Raw genomic sequence first — 17,412 nt, 5'->3', positions numbered from 1 at the left:
GCGCTAAATACAATACTCGCCCTATGAAGTGTTCAAGCTAGGCCATCCTTGGCCCTGCTGTTGATTACAAGATATCCAACTTCGGCAGGTTCCTGACGATCGCCTGAGTCCTGAGGCTGACCGTAATTACCCGCAGGAACAGCTCAAGTGGGTAGCGAGCATTGCCCATAGTTTCGATAGCCCAGTCGTTGGCATCATTGACGATGCCGGACTTCTTATCAGTAGTGACTGCCTGACGCTCCATCACCCATTCCAAAGCCGGCTTACCGTTAACCACATAGTCATAAGCGTCTTCAGGAATGTTCTCGATGGTGATTTTGCCGTTGTAGATAACCTTGGATTTGTCACCTCTTTTAGCAAACTTCATCTTGGTCACGGTGAAGTCGACATCCTGGCCACCTTTGACCCCTTGCTCCGTCACACGTAACCCCAGTGAGCCTGAAAGCGTAGCTTGGGTGTTCAAGTCAAGGGTTTCGTAATCTAAATGCAGCACAGCCAGATCACGACCGGCCTGAGCGAAGGCTGCAAAATCTTCATACTGTTTCAGGCGTGGAATGCGTGGTAACTGCTTACTCAAGTTGTCGGCGTAGCGTTCCCGGAAGTCTTCGTTGTGCAGCAGGCCATAGATATAATAGAAAATATCTTCCTTGATGATGGTGGCATTAGGGTAAGCGGACTGGAAGTGCTCAAGTGCATCATCTGTGATGGCATCTCTTTGTTCATAGCCGATTTCATTGCCCTGCGACAGCAAATCATCCCGCTGATTTTGCTTTGACTCATACAAATATAATGGAAAGGCCTGCCCTTTCTCAATATTATCAAAGCATGGCACGCAATTTGTAACAAATGCAGAAAATGAGCGAGCACCAACACCAGAGACATGAATCACCAAATTCTCAGTCCCAGCCTCGGGAAAGATTCTCGGCATCTGGTAAACCATTTCATTCAAGGTACGATTGAAATACATCCAGCGTTTAGAGAATGGACGGTACAACGAGGTTATTGTACATTCATGCTGGTAGTTAAACGTGCGATTCTTAGCAAGCTCCTGTTTCAAAGATCGAGTCCAGCTAATACACTCGGGATTAGTATCGATAAAGTCATTCAAAGCGACTTCACGACTCTTTTTATCTAAACCGGGATGAGCAGCGTTGAACCGCTCCACTTCATCGTTGTAGAAGTCAATCATGCGACTCATGTTGCCTTCTAGCTTGACCCGGCTGGCATTGTAGACCCAAAAATCTCGTGCAGTTAAAACTCCCTGAGAGAAATTTTCAAAGACCTTCATATCGTCTTCTTTTTTCTCCCCCAATACCATGTAGGTATCAAAGAAGGGATCACGCTGATTCAACCAGTCACCAAACTCATCGGGCTCTACCGTCTGCCAACCTGCTTGTTGAGTGATGCCTCCAATGCTGCCGAACTCAGAGACGATCTCCAGCTTCTGCTCACGGGTCAGGTAATTACCAATATCATGGAAATAAATCTTGCCGTGCTCTTTGGCCTGCGGGTTCTTAACCAGGATAGAGATCGCAATCGGAGCGCGGCTACCTGAACCAAAGATTTTCCCGCCTTCCTTGCGTGAACGCTCGCCCGACGTGCGCTGATTACCCCGCAAATGAAACACGTACAGGTTGCTAAACTCTTCTGACAGACAACGGCGCAAACCATCTGCCGTATTCGCCTCGATGAAGCCGCCGTTGGTAACAAAGCCGATGACTCCTCGGTCCTTAATTCGATCTGAAGACCACCTAATTGCACGGATGTAGCTATCGTACAATCCTTTTGAAAGTACAGCACCGGACCGTTTTACGTAGGTGGTGCGAATGCGCTCGTCCAGCAAAGGGTAATTGATGTTTTTATTATTATCGTTTTCACTAGTTTGGCCTGCTGAATACGGCGGGTTGCCTACAATTACACGGATATCCAAGGCTTGCTGCCGTTTGCGGCGAGCGCTGTTTTCTTCCAGCAGCTCATCGACCATATCGGCCTTCTCGCCCATTTGGAAAGTGTCGGTCAGGCAGATGCCAGTGAACGGCTCATACTCTGGCTCAAAAATCAGGTCATCCTTATCGCCACTGACATTGCCCGTCAGGATACCGTGGTAAGTAGCTTCAATATTGATCGCTGCAATGTAGTAAGCCAGCAGAACCAACTCATTGGCGTGGATCTCGTGCTTGTATTTATGGGGTAGTCGGTCCGCCGGAATGATGCCGCTTTGCAACAGCCGCGTAATAAAGGTGCCGGTACCAGTGAACGGATCCAAGATATGGACGTTCTCATCCGCCATGCTGCTGTTGAACTCGGTTTTCAGAATGTTTTCAACCGAATGAAGAATGAAATCCACCACCTCAATCGGGGTGTAGACGATCCCCAGTCGATCCGTCATGCGCGGGAAGGCATTGGCAAAGAACTTGTCGTACAGCTCCACGATGATTCGCTGTTTACCTTCAGCACTGTTAATGCCTTCAGCTCGCATTTTCACCGACGCGTAGAACGACTCCAGTGTGCTGCGCTCTTTATCTAGGCTGTGCTCTTGCAGTTTATCTAGCACCTGCTGCATCGCCTGAGACATAGGGTTGTGTTTGGCGAAGCTATATTCTTCAAACAGAGCGTCAAACACCGGCTTGGTAATCAGATGCTGAGCGAGCATTTCAATAATTTCAGCATCAGGGATGCTGTTGTTCAGATCGTCACGCAGCTCATGGGCGAATGCGTTGAACGCCTCTATTTCTTCAGTATTGCTGTCATCTTCCAGAATCGCCTGGATGCGGTCGATATGGGTGTTGGCTATCTTTGCGATGTCATTGGCCCAGTCTTCCCAATGGTGCCGGTTGCCGCACTTTTTGACGATCTTGGCGTATAAAGCACGCTCTATATCACCGATCTCATAGACCATCTCGGCCTGTTCAGGTGACGGCTTAGGATCTCTAGAACCAATCGAGCGACCATCACGGGCTTTACCGGCCGTGCGCTCTTTTTTGGATTTTCGAGTCGCTTTGGGTGCCACCTTATCCGCAACGGCCACCACTTCCATCTTGGAGTGCATACTGCCGTTAAATTCCAGCTTATTGATCATGGCATCAAAACGGTCATCGTGAGACCGCAGTGCGTTTAGCACCTGCCATACCACCTTATAGGTCTCGTTGCTGTTCAGCGCTTCTTCCGGCTCAACACCGGCAGGGATGACCACCGGCAGGATGACATACCCTAACTCTTTCCCTGGGGCTAGACGCATAACACGCCCCACAGACTGCACGACATCCACCTGAGAAGAGCGCGGGGTCAGGAACAACACCGCATCGAGTGCTGGCACATCAACGCCTTCAGACAAGCAGCGCACGTTAGACAAAATACGGCAGGTGTTGTCCTCGGTGGTGGCTTTCAGCCACTCCAGTTTGGCTTCCTTCTCACTGGCATTCATACCGCCATCAACGTGCTCTGCTTCACAGGCCATGGTCAATGCCTTATCTAGCAAAGCATCAGGGTCTTTTTCTCGCAGTGACTCGATTTCTGCTTCCTGGTACTGAGCCACTACGGCGCCAAACATCTCCGAGATCAGCTTAGAGCTAACTTTGTGGTTCTTACCTTTATACTCTTTATCAATGACTTGGCAGAACGCCACCGCCCGCTTCATCGGGTTGGGTTCCTGTCCCATCGTCTCCACCAGTCCCTGCTTGGACAATGCCTTCCAGCACCCCACGATCTTGGCCGCGTCATCCACTTTCAGCGAGTTGTCGGCGTCTTTCAGCAGGCTTTGTAAACGTCGGTTAACGTGCGCTTCTTCCACCGCCAACACGATCACTTTGTAGTCCACTAGCAGCTTTCTTGAGACCGCTTCCGAGAAGGAGATGACATACAATTCTTCACCATACAGCGACTTGTCATCCATCGAGCAAAGGGTGACTTTCTCCGTTTGCTTGGCATCATCACCGTAAATTCTTGGTGTAGCCGTCATATAGAGGCGCTTGGTGCCCTCGATATAACGGTTGTCATGGATACGGACGAATGCAGATTCCTCTTCACCCTCAAAGGTGGCACCTGTTGTACGGTGTGCCTCATCGCAGATGATCAGATCAAAGGCGAGTATCGGCTTCGTACCCGTCGTCTGAGCTTCATTTAACACCCCAATGGAGTGATAGGTAGAGAACACCACCGTCATCGCCTCATCGCTGTGATGAAGACCAATGTGCTTTTGCAGAGATGCCGCGTTGGTGGTAGCTGGATATTGCAGATCACTGATACCAGCAATCACGCGATCATCATTCTTACCTTGGCGCTTTCCAACATCACTGTCTGAACAGACCGCAAAGCTTTTCAAGGGAACCGCGGACTCCTGTGTCCATTCGGTCAGTGACTGGCCCAACAGAGAAAGGCTGGGGACAAGGAACAGTACCCGTTTACCCTTACCAGCGAGTGCTTCAGCGATCTTTAACGAAGTGAACGTTTTGCCCGTACCACAGGCCATAATCAGCTTGCCACGATCGGCGGCATTCAACCCCTTGATCGTGCTATTAAGGGCGGTAATCTGGTGTTCACGTAGCTGCTTCTGCGCTTTCAGAACAGGTTTGGTATTTTCATGGTACTGCGACCAGTCGATGACACTGTTTTCCAGATTGTGCAGATCGATCCGAGAAACGGGTGGATGCTGGCTCTCCAGAGAGTCCTGAGCGTTATCCGTCCACTTATCCGTCGTAGCAACAATGATTCGGTGACTGAAATACGTTTTTCCGGACGCCGTAAAGAAGCTGTCTATATCACTTTTGCTAATCGTATGGTCCGGCGAATAGTTTTTACACTGGATGGCATGAAACTCACCATTAGAGGTGATCGCCACTAAATCAATACCGGTGTCTTTCTTCGTGCTGATCCCAAGATCAGCACCGTATCGATTAACCCAGTCAAAGTAGGACAGCACATCCGCATACTGCTCTTTGTAGAAGGGCTCCGTTTTGAAGTATTGAACCATCAGGTTCTCGAAGCTGGTTCCCTTATCGCGCTCGCTCAGGGTCATTTCCCTGAACTGAGCCAAAATTCCTTGAAGAGCAGTCATGTTCTGTCCTATTACAATTTCAATAAGTTGTCTGTCGTTATTAAACGCAAAAGTTAAAGCGAATATCCTTGGCGCTTGAGAGAGGCATTCAGGGTCGTTCGGCTCACTTTAAAATGCTTGGCCACATCGGCTTTCGTGATTATAGGGTCGACCAGCATGGCCGCAGCTTTCTTGATATCCGACGCCGACATGGCCGGTGGACGGCCACCTTTACGACCGCGCGCGCGCGCTGCGGTAAGCCCTGCCTTTGTGCGTTCGGTAATCAAGCTGTGCTCGAACTCGGCCAGCGCGCCAAAAATATGGAAGATCAGCTTCCCGCTGGCATTGGTGGTGTCGATGGATTCCGTCAGCGACCGAAAGCCAATCTCACGCTCATGAAGCTCTTCGATAATTTCGACGAGATCCTTTAGTGAGCGGGCAAGTCGATCCAGCCGCCAGACCACCAGAGTGTCGCCCTTCCTGAGTGTACGCAGGCATAGCGACAATTCAGGTCGCTCCCTGAGCGTCCCGGTCATTTTTTCTTGGAAGATCTGCTCGCACCCAGCATTCGTCAGCGCATCAAGCTGAAGCTCAGGATGCTGATCCTGGGTGCTGACCCGTGCGTAACCTATGATCATAAGAAAAGGTACCTAATCTGTTCATAGATAGTTGTACGAGTTTCTTTGCAGTAAAACAAGCAAATTGAGAATTTTTGGCGGGTGCTTTGGCAACGTTCAACAAACGGTCGTTTGTTCTCTATGCTGTGCTCGACTAAATTCTATTCTATACATCTGAAAGGGAATAAAAACTTGTTGTCATGTAGTTGGTGATGTTGACCGAAGAGGAATCTATGCAGCCTAAACAGAAAAGTCTTGAAGTCATGCCTAATCAAGCATGCACAGCAGGTAAAAACCAGCAAACAGTCGAGCTAGATCAAAAGCTAGAGCGACTAAGCAGAGTCGCATATATCAGCATGTTAGCTTTAGATGTGTGGGAAGACAAAGACACTGCTATTGCCTGGCTTGCTCGACCAAACCAAGCGTTGAACGGTCAAATTCCTATAGCGCTTTGCGAAGCTGAGTCTGGTTCGAAACAGGTTCAGCGAGTGTTACTTGCTTTGGAGTGGGGCGGCCCTGCATAACGGACTCTTTTGATCGTAAGTGCTGAAGGCAGACGCAACCTCTCGTCAAAGCCAAAAAAGTGATCCTATGGTAGATACCCGGCTCAAAGAGAAAAATACGATTGAAGTACTAGAGACTGCTGTACGACTCTGCGGCTCTGCCTTGCTGGCTCAGATTTGGTTTCATGAAGAGCCTATAGACGTGTTCGCTTACAAGACAGCCGAATATTTGGTGGCTTCCGATCGAGCAGCCGAACTTATGCTCTATCTGCAGTCGTTAGAAGCTGGAGCAACCGGATAACCTTCAAGCGGAGGATGGTGTAAAAAAGAGAATGGTAGCTATTTTAGTCAGATTACGGCCGAGGCTGTGTGAAAACCCAAAATCAGTTGGCGATTACAGTGCTAAGCCATCTTGGCACCACTAACGGGCCAGAAAGGCAGTTCAGAGCGCCTTCATTCATTCTGCCAATATATGAGTTAGTCGAGATAAAGCCTAGGTAGAACTTACTAACAAGCGCTATTGGCTACTACAGGTATGGCAGAGCTAGGCGAGCATCAAGGCCCTATGATCGCATCGCCTGGTTAACCCCCTTGGAACCGAGGATATTCATGACGCGTTCCATGTTGTAGGCAAGCACATGAAGGCTCATTTCCGTTCCGACGTTCTTAAGCCCTTTGGTTAAAAAGTGTGTCGCCCCCATCCACGCTTTCAACGTGCCAAAGGGATGCTCGCCCGTTTGACGACGGGTGCGCATTATATCCGGCGCCTGATCCAGTGTTACCGCCTACAGTACCTCTTCGTGCTCCCAGCGCCTAATGCGCTTATAGATACCCGTGGTGCACTGCGGCTTCATTAAGCAACTCGGACAGGCCGAACTCCAATAGCAATGTAGGGTCTGGCCTTTTTCGACGTTCTTGAAGCGCCAAATCAGGCGCTCCCCAGCAGGACAGCGATATTCGTTACGCTCCTTCACGTATTGGAACGCTTCTCTGGGAAACATACCTTTGGCCTGGTTCGGCGAGGTTTTAGGCTTGGGAAGATATGTCGTGATACCGGCCTCGTGACACGCAAGAATCTCCTCTCCTGTGAAGTAACCACGATCAGCCACAACGTGAAGATCATCGATGCCGCTAGCATCGCGTACTTTCTTTGCCATCCTGAAAAGCTGACGCCGGTCACTGCCGACATTGGTGACCTCATGGGCGACAATCAAATGATGCTGGCTATCGACAGCCGTCTGCACGTTGTAGCCTACGATTCCCGTTCCTCGCGCAGTCATGGAGCGAGCGTCAGGGTCTGTCAAAGAGACTTGCTGGTCAGGGGACTCAATTCTTTGAATTTCAATGGATAGCAGTTGCTGAACTTCTTCTGTCAGGGAGGCGAGCTTTTCCTTCAAGCCTTACGCCTGCGCTTCTGTGACAACAGCGGGGCCTTGATCCATGGCATCGAGTTGGCGTAAGTAACGCTCAATACTCTTATCAATTTCCTCTGCGCGTCGTTTCATCCTGGCCAAGGTAAAGTTACGGTCTCGATTGTTGACCACCTTAAACTTGCTGCCATCAATGGTCATCACTGATTGTGAAAAGAGCCCCAGACGGCGACATATCAAGACAAAGTCTCGCCAGGTGGCTTGGATCGACTTGCCATTGTGCTTGCGAAAATCGGCAATCGTTTTGAAGTCCGGTGCGAGGCGCTCCGTTAGCAATATGAGTTCAACATTACGCTGCGCCTCACATTCTAGACGGTGGCTGGATTGCAAGCGGTTGAGGTAACCATTTTTAGAAGTACAGCGGGGTGATAGGCGGGCCTACCCGCAGATAGGGATCAACACCTTTGGAACCCAGCTGCTTGAGGTCGAGGGCGTGCACGAAAGCCTCAATAGCCCGAACCGGGTTGTCTTCTGTAACGAAATCATCCAGGAGCTCCGGAAACAACGTAGCTTGGGACCGGGATTTACCTGCGACGAAACATTTCATCGGTACATCCCACGATCTTTTATGGGTAGAGTATAGCGACAGCTACGTTTTCACACAGCCTCGGCCAGGAACTGACATACGGAGGCAAATGGCGAGCCAGAAGTTGAACTTCAGATGCAGACCGCTCCATAAGCTTCATCCTCTACCAACATAGGGTTACAATGAAAAAATATACATCGCATTGAAGAATGAAACCCAAAATAAGGATTTTGCATATTATGGAAACTGAAGATTCACGTTTTCGAAACCTGATGTCCAGCATTCATGTTGGAAAAGTAAATATCCTGACCGGCAACAATGGAACAGGAAAATCTCGTTTCTTCAGCTTGGCCACTACTACTGCCATTAATAATATCGACCTAGGTGAAAAATCTTTTCGACAAATTATTTGTCTATCTGGAACACATAATGACAAATACCCGCGTGATGTTTGGAGGTCAACAAGAAACGAAGAAGCTATCTGTTACCTAGGCTATAAAGTAGCCAATAACATGATATCAGACATTGCACCGTTCCGGGTTATCGTCAACGAAATTTTAAATGCGCAATCGTTACATTTAACTCAGCCTACTGCACTTAGATTTTGTCTTGAGCGACTCGGAATATCTTCAGAAATAAAGCTTCACTTAAGATATGGGAAAAATAAAAAATCTAACATTTCTGACTTTATTCCTAATGAAATAACGATAGACTTATTTTCTAATGAATCCAACTTTGAAGTTCTTAAAATAAAGGAATCTCTTGATGAAAAAAGCCTTTCACTTCAGACAATTTCCATCAAGAGAAAAGGAGAAATATTTTCTTTATCTGACCTAAGCTCAGGTGAACGGGCGTATATGATAGCCCTCTTTGGGGCACTTTACTGCGTTAAAGCCAGATCATTAGTTTTTTTTGATGAACCAGAAAATTCGCTCCATCCCGAGTGGCAAAAAACTATCCTTAAAGATATGCGTAAGACTCTAGCTCTACGAGACTTAATAACAACAGTATTAGTTGCCACTCATTCACCTTTGATCGCAGGCAGCGTAAAAAACGAGGACGCTGTTACTTGTAACTTCCCCTCAGGACAGAAATGGCAGCCTTCAGAATTGTATGGTAAGACAAGTGACACTATGCTGAAGGACCAATTCAAAATATTTTCGTCTAGATCGATACTAGTTGTTCAATTAACCCAAAAGTGCTTAAATCATATTGCAAAGGGCGACTTAATCTCCAATGAGCTTCATAGCTCAATAGAACAATTACTTTCTCTAAAACTCGAGCCAGAACCAGGCGATCCCTTGCACGATATTTTACATACACTACTTCACGTGAAGAACCATCATGACTTGCCCAGACCCATTGCCTAGAAATCATGCAAAAATCATTAGATACAAAATATATGAACATTTAATAAAAAAATATTTAGACAAGGAGATTGAATGGAGCGACAAAGCTTTGAAACCCCTCAGGGATAAAATTCGTCATTCAATTAGAGACTCACAGAAACAGACTTGCTACTACTGCCGGCGGCCAATCTCCATTGAGAGAAGAAATATCGGTGAGGCCATAGAGCATTTCTTAGATAAGTCAAAACCTTATTATAGAAAATGGGCATTTCACCCCCTCAATCTAGTAATTGCATGCCAACCCTGCAATATGGAGAAGTCCACAAAAGAGCTTGGCGACAAAAACATGCAAAATGCCAAGCATTTACTACCTTCAGCTGGTGATTTTCGTTGGCCACACCCTTATTTTGACAGCTACGATTCAAATATTGAAATTGCGCCAGGCCCAATATACTCAGCTATTCTAGGAGCTCCAAAACAGCAAGAAGCTTACAATATGATAAATGAATTGAAATTGGATTCGCTACCCAATATAGATGATCGAATTCACAAATCAGCTCTTGATATACAAAAGCTTCAAAACAGAATGTACAGGTTAGTTATCAAACCTACTCAGGAATTTATTAGCCCTCGTCGGTTAAAATTGGCTAATGAAATAAAAGCAAGACTCGATAGAGCAATGTTCGAAATTTTTAAAATATAACTTCTACTTTTAAATATCATCTAAAATAGCTGGCTAAAGCGATATATTTAATCAAACAACGTGCAATTGGGGTCTATACCTAATTACATCACAAGCATCGCGATTCATCCAATTCGCCTTGGTGCTGCCACCATTCTCCACCGGGAACTGATCTCCACTGGCTAACGCTGGTTGAAACTGGAAGCGTTATCCCTCGTGGTTTGCGCTTTTTTGTTTTTTGAATCAGGTATTGGATGAATTCTGAACGCTGCCGATGATGATAGGAACTGTCAGACTCGGATGGTATTTCATTAACCTCGCTAGTTTGAGTTACATCACATCCATTGCCTGAGATCATTAAGTTAAGAGTAAACTTTGTCATCAAAGGGACGCATCCAACCAACAGCGGCCAAGTACGTCCTAGATAATTTAGTACCCTTGCACACAAAATTTAACTGTACGAAAGGCTATAGTGCATTGTTACATCTCAGGCAGTGCCACACTCTGCAAGCGGAAATAGCCATGATTTTGAGACTCTTTCTTATCAACATTCGTTATAACTGAATGCGCATGAGTCTAGAACCTCAGTTGCTACATAATGCGCGTAGCGCCCTCGGGGGCGACCTACCTCTGATATAAGGTGAAGATGCTTGCGTGCGCGGGAGCCTATTACATAAAGTAGCTTCTTGGCAGCAACTTGGCCAGTAGCTTCATTAAAATGAGGGACCATACCCTCAAGAAGACCAAAAGCGATGACAACGTCGAACTCAGCACCCTTGACCCCGTGTATGGTCGAAACAGTGACACCAGTTCGTTCACGGAATACTTTCCGGAAGAAAGATATATCAGTGATATAACTAGCCCCATCCTTCTTAAGCCTTTCAATTCTTACATTTGAACTGCGAAAGAATGCCTCACGATGTTCCACGAGCGGGGGAAAGCTATCTAAAACTATGTCGAGCCGCTCAAACAGCTGGGTAAAGGCTTGATCAAGGTAGTCAAGTCCATCCGTCTCGCCAATCGAGAGTGCATTGCACTCTCTCAATAGCAATCGCTGTGTCAGACTTGACGTGTTGAAGCCAAAATCATTGAGGTCGTTGATTACATCTCTAGCCCAACGCATGCGTCGAACAAGCATGTGTGGCGAAGACTGTGTCAGCAGGATTTTCGATAGTTTGAACCAGAAATTGTCCAGGTCATTACTAAAAGGGACTAGGCCCGGGCCGTCGAACTGTTGATCTGGCAACATTGCCACTAATTTGCGCGTAGTTGACGCCAGCAATACCCACCACGGAGCGACTACGCATATCTCCGCGGGTGCGTGCCCTGCGGAGAGGCTCACTTGGATCAGCCTAACCAACTCATCATGTAGATCAGTATGAGCTATGTGCTGATTGTAAGAAATTACACTTGGAAACGTTGCGTTTGTCCCCACACCTTGAATGCTAGTCGCATGCACGTTGAAGTTTGAAAAGTGGCTGATGATTCTTTCGCTCGAGCGATAATTTCGACTGAGAGCCATTTCTTTGATCGGGATTCCCGCCTGTGCTCGGAAGTCGGCCACTGAAATCGCATAACCTCCGAGTGAACCAAAGATTTCCTGGTTCGGATCGCCGACAATGAAAGTCTTCGTTCGCCCAGCACCTGCGCGTAGAATAGCGGTTAAAAGGCTGTATTGAATCTGCTTCGTGTCTTGGTACTCATCCACGAAGATATGGGAAAATACATTTGAGAGCAGCGGCGCGATATGTTTCTGATCACGCATGAGCGTATGCGCAAACCAAAGAATGAGTTCAAAATCTATCTGCCGCTTCTCTGAAAGCTCGTGGAAATACTCACCTAGGATTTTGTGTAGCGCCTCATGCTTCCTAGCATCGGCACATCCAAGGTGGTATCCAGCTTCACTGAAGTAGTAATCGCAATCCCAATGGGTCACCCCCGAATAAGAGGCGCATAGCCGGTTAAGCATGAGTTCGCGATCATGCTTATCAAGTATGCGGTACCCACGCGCAAGCTCAGGCTGGTAGATACCGTAGGGTTTGATAACCCACTCGAGACAAAAGGAATGGATAGTTCCGATCCACAGGTCAGACGTATCAACTCCCATGTCTTCAATACGCTCTTGTATCTCGTCGGCAGCGCGATGCGTATAAGTGATCGCAACGACGATCCGCTTGTCCGTTTGGCGGGAAAGTTCATAAGCGATTTTGTACGTGAGTGCGCGCGTCTTTCCACTTCCGGGACACGCAATTAGGAAGACGCTCGATGACTCTTTTATTGCGGCTGTTTGTTCCGAGTTAAGCTCGCCCTCTTCCCAAACAAACATCAGATCATCTCCGCTAAGAATGGGTCGATGGCATCGTAAGGTACTGCTAAGGCGAATGCTGCTCTAATCTCTGGCAGTGTGATTTCTCCCTGCCGAAAGCGGTTGAGCTTATCTTCGAAGATGGCTAAACGCGTATGTGCTGAAGGATCGGCATGGAATAGGCAGGTGGCACGATACTGAAGAATCCTGGCAATCAGCGGACGGGAGAAGTGACTATGTGCGAACAGGATCGCTTTCCTGATGTAGGCAGGTATCACAACCTGGTGATCGAGTTCATTGGCGAGCAGGATCGCAAACCAGCCTTTTCCTTCTTGTTCGGCCATCAAGAGCGTCCGGTAGCCTTCCTGGTGTAGTTCACCTGAGTGGAGCTGCTCAAGCGCTTCAGCAATAGTCTGAGGGGACTTATACACCTTATGGATAGTTCTAACGAGTGCCTCTTGGTTATTTGCAGCGACGAAATCAACTTCAAACGTATGCGTTGCGTAGAAGGTATCTAGCCAAGGATTTCCGGCTACAAATTTATCGAGATTGATTTTGCGAACGGCGCCAGATTCCTGAGAGCCGATCGCCCTGAGCTTCCTCGCTGCCATGGAGGACGAATCATTTGAATCTGGCTCTACACCGAAGAAGATCGTATCAAGGTCGGTGACTATGGCACAGCGCTTACGGATACGCATGTCATGAAATAAAATGGCGACATTTTTGAAACCCGTGCTACGAATGTTGATGACACTGATGCCCAGTTCATCGACGCTCAGTCCCAGGACTTTCTTTACGAGGACTGGGACAAGTATCTCTTCGGCATCACCTTCAACCAGCAATACGCTCTTAGCGAAAAGAAGGTTGCTACGCACCGCGTCAAGGTAGCGTTGAATGCTCACGACTTGTGAGGCATCAAGCCCTGTAGCCGGTTGGTAGGCTTCGCAGAAAGAGCCTTGACGACCCAAGATATTAACATTGCTTACATTACTAACCTCGGAGATCTGGGTTGAATGTGTCGTATAGATGATCTGCGCATCGTTATAAGAAATGCGATCGAACAAGGTTTTCTGAATATGGTTGTGGATATGAGCTTCTGGTTCTTCGATTAGGAGGAAGTTGGCAATAGCGAGCTTTTCACGCTGATATTTAAATTCAAGGAGTTTAAGCGTCAGGTAAATCAGGTTTGCCCCGCCCAAGCTAAGTTCATGTATCGTACCCTCATACCCATCATCAGACTCCCCCACAAACAGGCGTAGGGATTGAAACAGTTTTTCCGCCTCGTTTGGCAGGTCAGACTTGATAGAAAGCGAAGCCGGGGAGTAGGTTTCACCAGCAGCATCTTTTATCGTCTCACGGATATGCTGGCGAACCGACTGTACATCATCAAGGCTTTCAATGGAGGTATTCAAGTCGCGAACCATCTCAGCGATGGGCAGCATTGATCCTGCATCGATATCCCCGCTTTTACTCTTCAGAAGCGTCAGTAGCGGGTTCGTGCGGTTATTATGAAACTCAGCTACAACATCTCGCAAAGCCTGGATAAACGTAAGAGAAACCTCTTTTGTAACTGAAAGAAATCCCGGCACTCTAGATCCGATCTCCGGAAATTCCGTCTCAGAACTGAAACAGCACATATCGAAATCACCAACGATCGATTCGTATACCGACTCGTCAGAAAAATCAGCGCTACTTCTTCCTGTAAATATGGTTTCGTAGTCATCGATTGTGATCGCGTCTCGAATTTCCTCTAGTTCATCAACGTCGAAGTCCCCGAGCTTAGCTAGCTTGAGACGAATTTCCTTTTTAGGACGAAAGATAAGGTTATAAGTCGCCCTTGAGAGCGGCCCATCTTCCAGCATGGCGGTGGTCTGAAGAAATAGCGCCTGCACGGCTTCGTCAGAGCTGATCTCATCGAATTCCACACTAATGATAATCCAATGGCCTTGCCACCTTTCTAGTGAACGACAGAAATCCGAATCATCCAGATGATGGGCAGCTCGCACCATATTGTCATCTAGCAGGAGACGTATCGCGCGGAGGATATTCGATTTACCAGAACCATTTTCGCCAATAATCGTGTTGACACCTCGCTTAAAGCTTAACGTGGTGTTCTTAAAATTTCGATAGTTGACCAATGTTAGCTTTGAAATATGCATGGTTTTCTGAAAGCTCCCATTCCCTTGAATAATTTTTATACGGAAACAAGCGTTACGCAGCGGTATTGATATTCCTTATAAATAATCAAATGGAGTTTCTGATGAGTTGCAGCAGCCATCAGTAGGATGTGTTCAAGGCGGAACTTGCGGTGCAATTATACTGAGTCGCCCACTTGTTTTTGAGCGCAGTAAGTAGACGTTCAAGCACCCTGCCTGTGACGTATGTTTGTATATGCGAAGTCAGCTTTGGGTAGTTATCTGTCGTCTCGCCACCAGAATAGTTTGAGGCTCTGCATTCGGCCAAGAGCGGTTTTTTAGTCAACATTGATTAACGCCTCAATCAACCGACACGTCAGCGGTCAGCTGCATTGATTGGTTAGGCTTAGCTTCGGCAGTTGTAGTACTTTCATTGCCTGCACCCAAAATATAGGAAGCATTAACGAACGCGGCAATAAGCCCACACACTAGAACAAATATTGCAAAGTACTTGGAAATCCTATAATTGAGCTCTCCGGCCTTAACTCTCTTCCATTCATATTTTAGTAGCGGCTTACTCGCTTCTCGCAAGGGCTCACAGGCGGATCGGGCCTCTGCCAGTTCATTTTTTTGGTAGTGCTTCCTAGTCTTATACAGGGCATCTAAGAAAGCATCATTCAACTCCTTTCCTTTTTTCCTCTTCTCTCGATCGTTTATTCGGAAAATTATGTCGTTGTACGATTCGTTCACTTTTGCATATATTTCTTCAACATCCCTGGCCATCTCAAACTTGTCGCGCTTTTCTTCTGGACGCGCAGAGTAATGTATGTACAAGGTCGACAGGTACGTTAATGACGAAATGTAGCGGGCGACTGAGTTTCTGAGGGAATTTATCCAATCCTGCCTAAATTCTGAAACTTTATTTTCTTTAGAGGCCACCAGGTTTGTAAACGCAAAATAGCCCGCTATAAGTGCAGCAAACATTGCGCCCAATAGAAGGATAGCGTTTTTACCAAATACTTCGTCCAAATTTCTTACTCCAGGAGCCTAACAGTGAAGCATTTATTCGCCGTGCGGAGCATGCGCCCCTGTACTCATTTGTAACACAAGCCCATAAACCCTTGCCGGATCTGTCACAATGCATAAATTGGGGCTTTTACAGTCAAGAAGGGGGTGCGTTGTTTTCATCCAACGCCTTGCATGTACTTCCCCCATTACCTGCACTGCTACTTCCCAAATATCTTCTCTGCTGGGTGAGTCGATGATTTCTCTGCCCACATTCCCCATGTGCTGCCATGCCTGTATATCATCAGGTTCTGGGGCATGTGGGTCGCATTGGTCAAGCAGTATGTTGAGCCGAGCAGGCCTGACCGTTGATGCTTTCTCTAAAACTGTCGATGTCTTCAACAACTCTTCTCGTAACCAGGTTTCAACAGCTGCGCAGACATAATCATTTTCTTGCGGCGGCACCACAGCGCTACTGTTACCGACCTGAAGGATGAAAAAATATTCGGGTATAGGCAGTGCGCGGCCATCCCGAAGATAAGCCACAATCTCACCGCTCATGTCCGGCAAGTAAGATTCATCGCTTTGTAAGCACTCAAGTGCCTGCCGAAACGTTTCCAACGGTTGTGGGAAGTGATCACGCAGATCAAACGCACGGTATGCAAATATGCGTTCTAAAAGCTCCTCGTTCAATGGCTGGGCTGATGGCATCCTGCTCTCCATATAGATTACGCACGGCTATTTTCTAAACCACCTTAGCACCAGATTATTAGATATGCTTATTATTCTGAGCTTTTTTCATTAGAAGCCTTGTCGCTTAAATTAAAGCTTAACGTTCACCGACTCATCCCAACGCGTGGTGTACCGTGGGGTGCGATGTTTAACGCGTAATGCCCAGGCGTTACCTGCAGGGGGTAATCCGAGCTGTATCGTCCCTCTGCCTAATTCGCGATTGAGTTGATCTACAGTGGCCATTAGCCACTCGCTGCGTTTAGCTACGGCTGTAGTTTTCGGTGTTTTCATTAGTGTCAGTTGGCTTTGGGAGAAAGGTCGAGCGGCATCACAGCGAACCCCTTACGCCATAGCTGTCGTAGCCCTTGAATGACTGCGTGAATCGACTCGCGGCTATCATCCGTCGGTGGATCTAATGTCACTACCACCCGATTACTGTACTGCGGCAAATCTTGTCGAAACGAATTGGTGCGCACGAATACCATCACCGCACTGGAGACACTTCCCTGTTTACGTAATTTTTCACCCGCTCTGGCAGCATGCTGGCGAAGTGCCTCGCGGTGGTCATGCGGGTTGTTAGTAAGCCGACCAAACGAGCGAGAAACCATCACTGTACATCAAGTGACTAGACCGCTGGGACGATCTGCGAGGCTGGTTTTAGGCAAAGAAAGCGCGTAAACCTTACTATATATAGGAAGAAGTCCGTTTTCGGTTACCTGATGGAGGCTGCGATGACCAATCGACGCTATAAGCCGCATGATCGGCTACGGGGAAGCATCCTCAAGCAAAACCACGCTGGAGCCAGCTGCAGAAAAAGAGGGTTGGTCTATGCTCGGCACTGATGAAACGGAAGAACAAATCGCAATCGAAGTCTGGCGTATGGCAATCAAGCTGTTTGAGGGTGATCGAACAGAGGCAGACCGCTGGTTACATCATGAGGCTATAGGGCTTGGGTGGAAGCGCCCCGCCGATGTCATGCAAGAAAACCCTCAGCAGGTGCTAGACCTGATAGCCAGGATAGAGCATGGGGTTTACACCTGACCCGAATCCGACCCCGACGGGGGCTAGAAAACCCGTTTTGTTTCCGTGGAGTGCA

13 protein-coding genes and 1 pseudogene are annotated in these 17,412 nt (G+C 47.6%); 5 read left to right on the top strand and 9 right to left on the bottom strand.

Annotation, left to right across the window (positions count from 1 at the left end):
• Nucleotides 1-64: 64 nt before the first annotated feature.
• Together NDQ72_09865 and NDQ72_09860 are read right to left on the bottom strand one after the other, a co-directional pair.
• Entirely contained in the window at nt 65-5,053 is a 4,989-nt protein-coding gene (locus NDQ72_09865; GenBank protein ID WKD30223.1) for a DEAD/DEAH box helicase family protein, read from the bottom strand.
• A 53-nt stretch (nt 5,054-5,106) separates the two neighbouring features.
• A complete protein-coding gene (locus tag NDQ72_09860; GenBank protein ID WKD30222.1) occupies nt 5,107-5,670 on the bottom strand; it encodes a recombinase family protein in 564 nt (187 codons plus the stop codon).
• Nucleotides 5,671-5,882: 212 nt separating this feature from the next.
• Between NDQ72_09860 and NDQ72_09855 the strand changes: the two genes are divergently transcribed.
• Both NDQ72_09855 and NDQ72_09850 read left to right on the top strand, forming a co-directional pair.
• A complete protein-coding gene (locus NDQ72_09855; protein ID WKD30221.1) occupies nt 5,883-6,173 on the top strand; it encodes an MbcA/ParS/Xre antitoxin family protein in 291 nt (96 codons plus the stop codon).
• Between the two features lie 67 nt (nt 6,174-6,240).
• Nucleotides 6,241-6,453 (top strand): hypothetical protein, encoded by a 213-nt coding sequence (locus tag NDQ72_09850; protein ID WKD30220.1) that lies wholly within the window; start codon nt 6,241-6,243, stop codon nt 6,451-6,453.
• A gap of 262 nt (nt 6,454-6,715) precedes the next feature.
• Here the strand turns inward: NDQ72_09850 and NDQ72_09845 are convergent.
• Nucleotides 6,716-8,129, bottom strand: a pseudogene (locus NDQ72_09845) (IS1182 family transposase).
• Nucleotides 8,130-8,347: 218 nt separating this feature from the next.
• Between NDQ72_09845 and NDQ72_09840 the strand changes: the two are divergent.
• A complete protein-coding gene (locus tag NDQ72_09840) occupies nt 8,348-9,478 on the top strand; it encodes an ATP-binding protein (GenBank protein ID WKD30219.1) in 1,131 nt (376 codons plus the stop codon).
• Nucleotides 9,453-10,160: a hypothetical protein gene (locus tag NDQ72_09835; GenBank protein WKD30218.1), complete on the top strand. Its 708-nt coding sequence runs from the start codon at nt 9,453-9,455 to the stop codon at nt 10,158-10,160. The genes NDQ72_09840 and NDQ72_09835 overlap by 26 nt, the downstream gene beginning before the upstream one ends.
• Before the next feature lie 523 nt (nt 10,161-10,683).
• Here NDQ72_09835 and NDQ72_09830 read toward each other — a convergent pair.
• From NDQ72_09830 to NDQ72_09805, 6 genes are all read right to left on the bottom strand, one after another.
• A complete protein-coding gene (locus NDQ72_09830; protein ID WKD30217.1) occupies nt 10,684-12,465 on the bottom strand; it encodes an ATP-dependent helicase in 1,782 nt (593 codons plus the stop codon).
• Nucleotides 12,465-14,603, bottom strand: coding sequence for an AAA family ATPase (locus tag NDQ72_09825; protein ID WKD30216.1), 2,139 nt, complete (start codon nt 14,601-14,603; stop codon nt 12,465-12,467). The genes NDQ72_09830 and NDQ72_09825 overlap by 1 nt, the downstream gene beginning before the upstream one ends.
• Nucleotides 14,604-14,939: 336 nt before the next feature.
• Nucleotides 14,940-15,608, bottom strand: a complete 669-nt coding sequence (locus tag NDQ72_09820; protein ID WKD30215.1) for a hypothetical protein — start codon at nt 15,606-15,608, stop codon at nt 14,940-14,942.
• Between the two features lie 33 nt (nt 15,609-15,641).
• The gene (locus tag NDQ72_09815; protein WKD30214.1) at nt 15,642-16,295 is read right to left on the bottom strand and encodes a hypothetical protein; all 654 of its coding nucleotides are present in this window, start codon (nt 16,293-16,295) and stop codon (nt 15,642-15,644) included.
• Nucleotides 16,296-16,406: 111 nt separating this feature from the next.
• Nucleotides 16,407-16,559, bottom strand: coding sequence for a DUF4113 domain-containing protein (locus NDQ72_09810; GenBank protein WKD30213.1), 153 nt, complete (start codon nt 16,557-16,559; stop codon nt 16,407-16,409).
• Nucleotides 16,560-16,612: 53 nt separating this feature from the next.
• Complete coding sequence (locus NDQ72_09805) at nt 16,613-16,924, bottom strand: hypothetical protein (protein ID WKD30212.1); 312 nt, start codon at nt 16,922-16,924, stop codon at nt 16,613-16,615.
• A 220-nt stretch (nt 16,925-17,144) separates the two neighbouring features.
• Between NDQ72_09805 and NDQ72_09800 the strand changes: the two genes are divergently transcribed.
• Nucleotides 17,145-17,357, top strand: a complete 213-nt coding sequence (locus NDQ72_09800) for a DUF2384 domain-containing protein (protein ID WKD30211.1) — start codon at nt 17,145-17,147, stop codon at nt 17,355-17,357.
• Nucleotides 17,358-17,412 lie beyond the last annotated feature (55 nt).

Origin of the sequence: Halomonas sp. KG2 (assembly GCA_030440445.1) — a bacterium.
Taxonomy (GTDB): domain Bacteria; phylum Pseudomonadota; class Gammaproteobacteria; order Pseudomonadales; family Halomonadaceae; genus Vreelandella.
This window is presented reverse-complemented; position numbering and strand designations above follow the sequence as displayed.

What these genes read in the sequence shown, in the direction of transcription:
- NDQ72_09865 (WKD30223.1), bottom strand. Translation starts at nt 5,053, where the DNA reads ATGACTGCTCTTCAAGGAATTTTGGCTCAGTTCAGGGAAATGACCCTG.
- NDQ72_09860 (WKD30222.1), bottom strand. Translation starts at nt 5,670, where the DNA reads ATGATCATAGGTTACGCACGGGTCAGCACCCAGGATCAGCATCCTGAG.
- NDQ72_09855 (WKD30221.1), top strand. Translation starts at nt 5,883, where the DNA reads ATGCAGCCTAAACAGAAAAGTCTTGAAGTCATGCCTAATCAAGCATGC.
- NDQ72_09850 (WKD30220.1), top strand. Translation starts at nt 6,241, where the DNA reads ATGGTAGATACCCGGCTCAAAGAGAAAAATACGATTGAAGTACTAGAG.
- NDQ72_09840 (WKD30219.1), top strand. Translation starts at nt 8,348, where the DNA reads ATGGAAACTGAAGATTCACGTTTTCGAAACCTGATGTCCAGCATTCAT.
- NDQ72_09835 (WKD30218.1), top strand. Translation starts at nt 9,453, where the DNA reads ATGACTTGCCCAGACCCATTGCCTAGAAATCATGCAAAAATCATTAGA.
- NDQ72_09830 (WKD30217.1), bottom strand. Translation starts at nt 12,465, where the DNA reads ATGTTTGTTTGGGAAGAGGGCGAGCTTAACTCGGAACAAACAGCCGCA.
- NDQ72_09825 (WKD30216.1), bottom strand. Translation starts at nt 14,603, where the DNA reads ATGCATATTTCAAAGCTAACATTGGTCAACTATCGAAATTTTAAGAAC.
- NDQ72_09815 (WKD30214.1), bottom strand. Translation starts at nt 16,295, where the DNA reads ATGCCATCAGCCCAGCCATTGAACGAGGAGCTTTTAGAACGCATATTT.
- NDQ72_09810 (WKD30213.1), bottom strand. Translation starts at nt 16,559, where the DNA reads ATGGCCACTGTAGATCAACTCAATCGCGAATTAGGCAGAGGGACGATA.
- NDQ72_09805 (WKD30212.1), bottom strand. Translation starts at nt 16,924, where the DNA reads ATGGTTTCTCGCTCGTTTGGTCGGCTTACTAACAACCCGCATGACCAC.
- NDQ72_09800 (WKD30211.1), top strand. Translation starts at nt 17,145, where the DNA reads ATGCTCGGCACTGATGAAACGGAAGAACAAATCGCAATCGAAGTCTGG.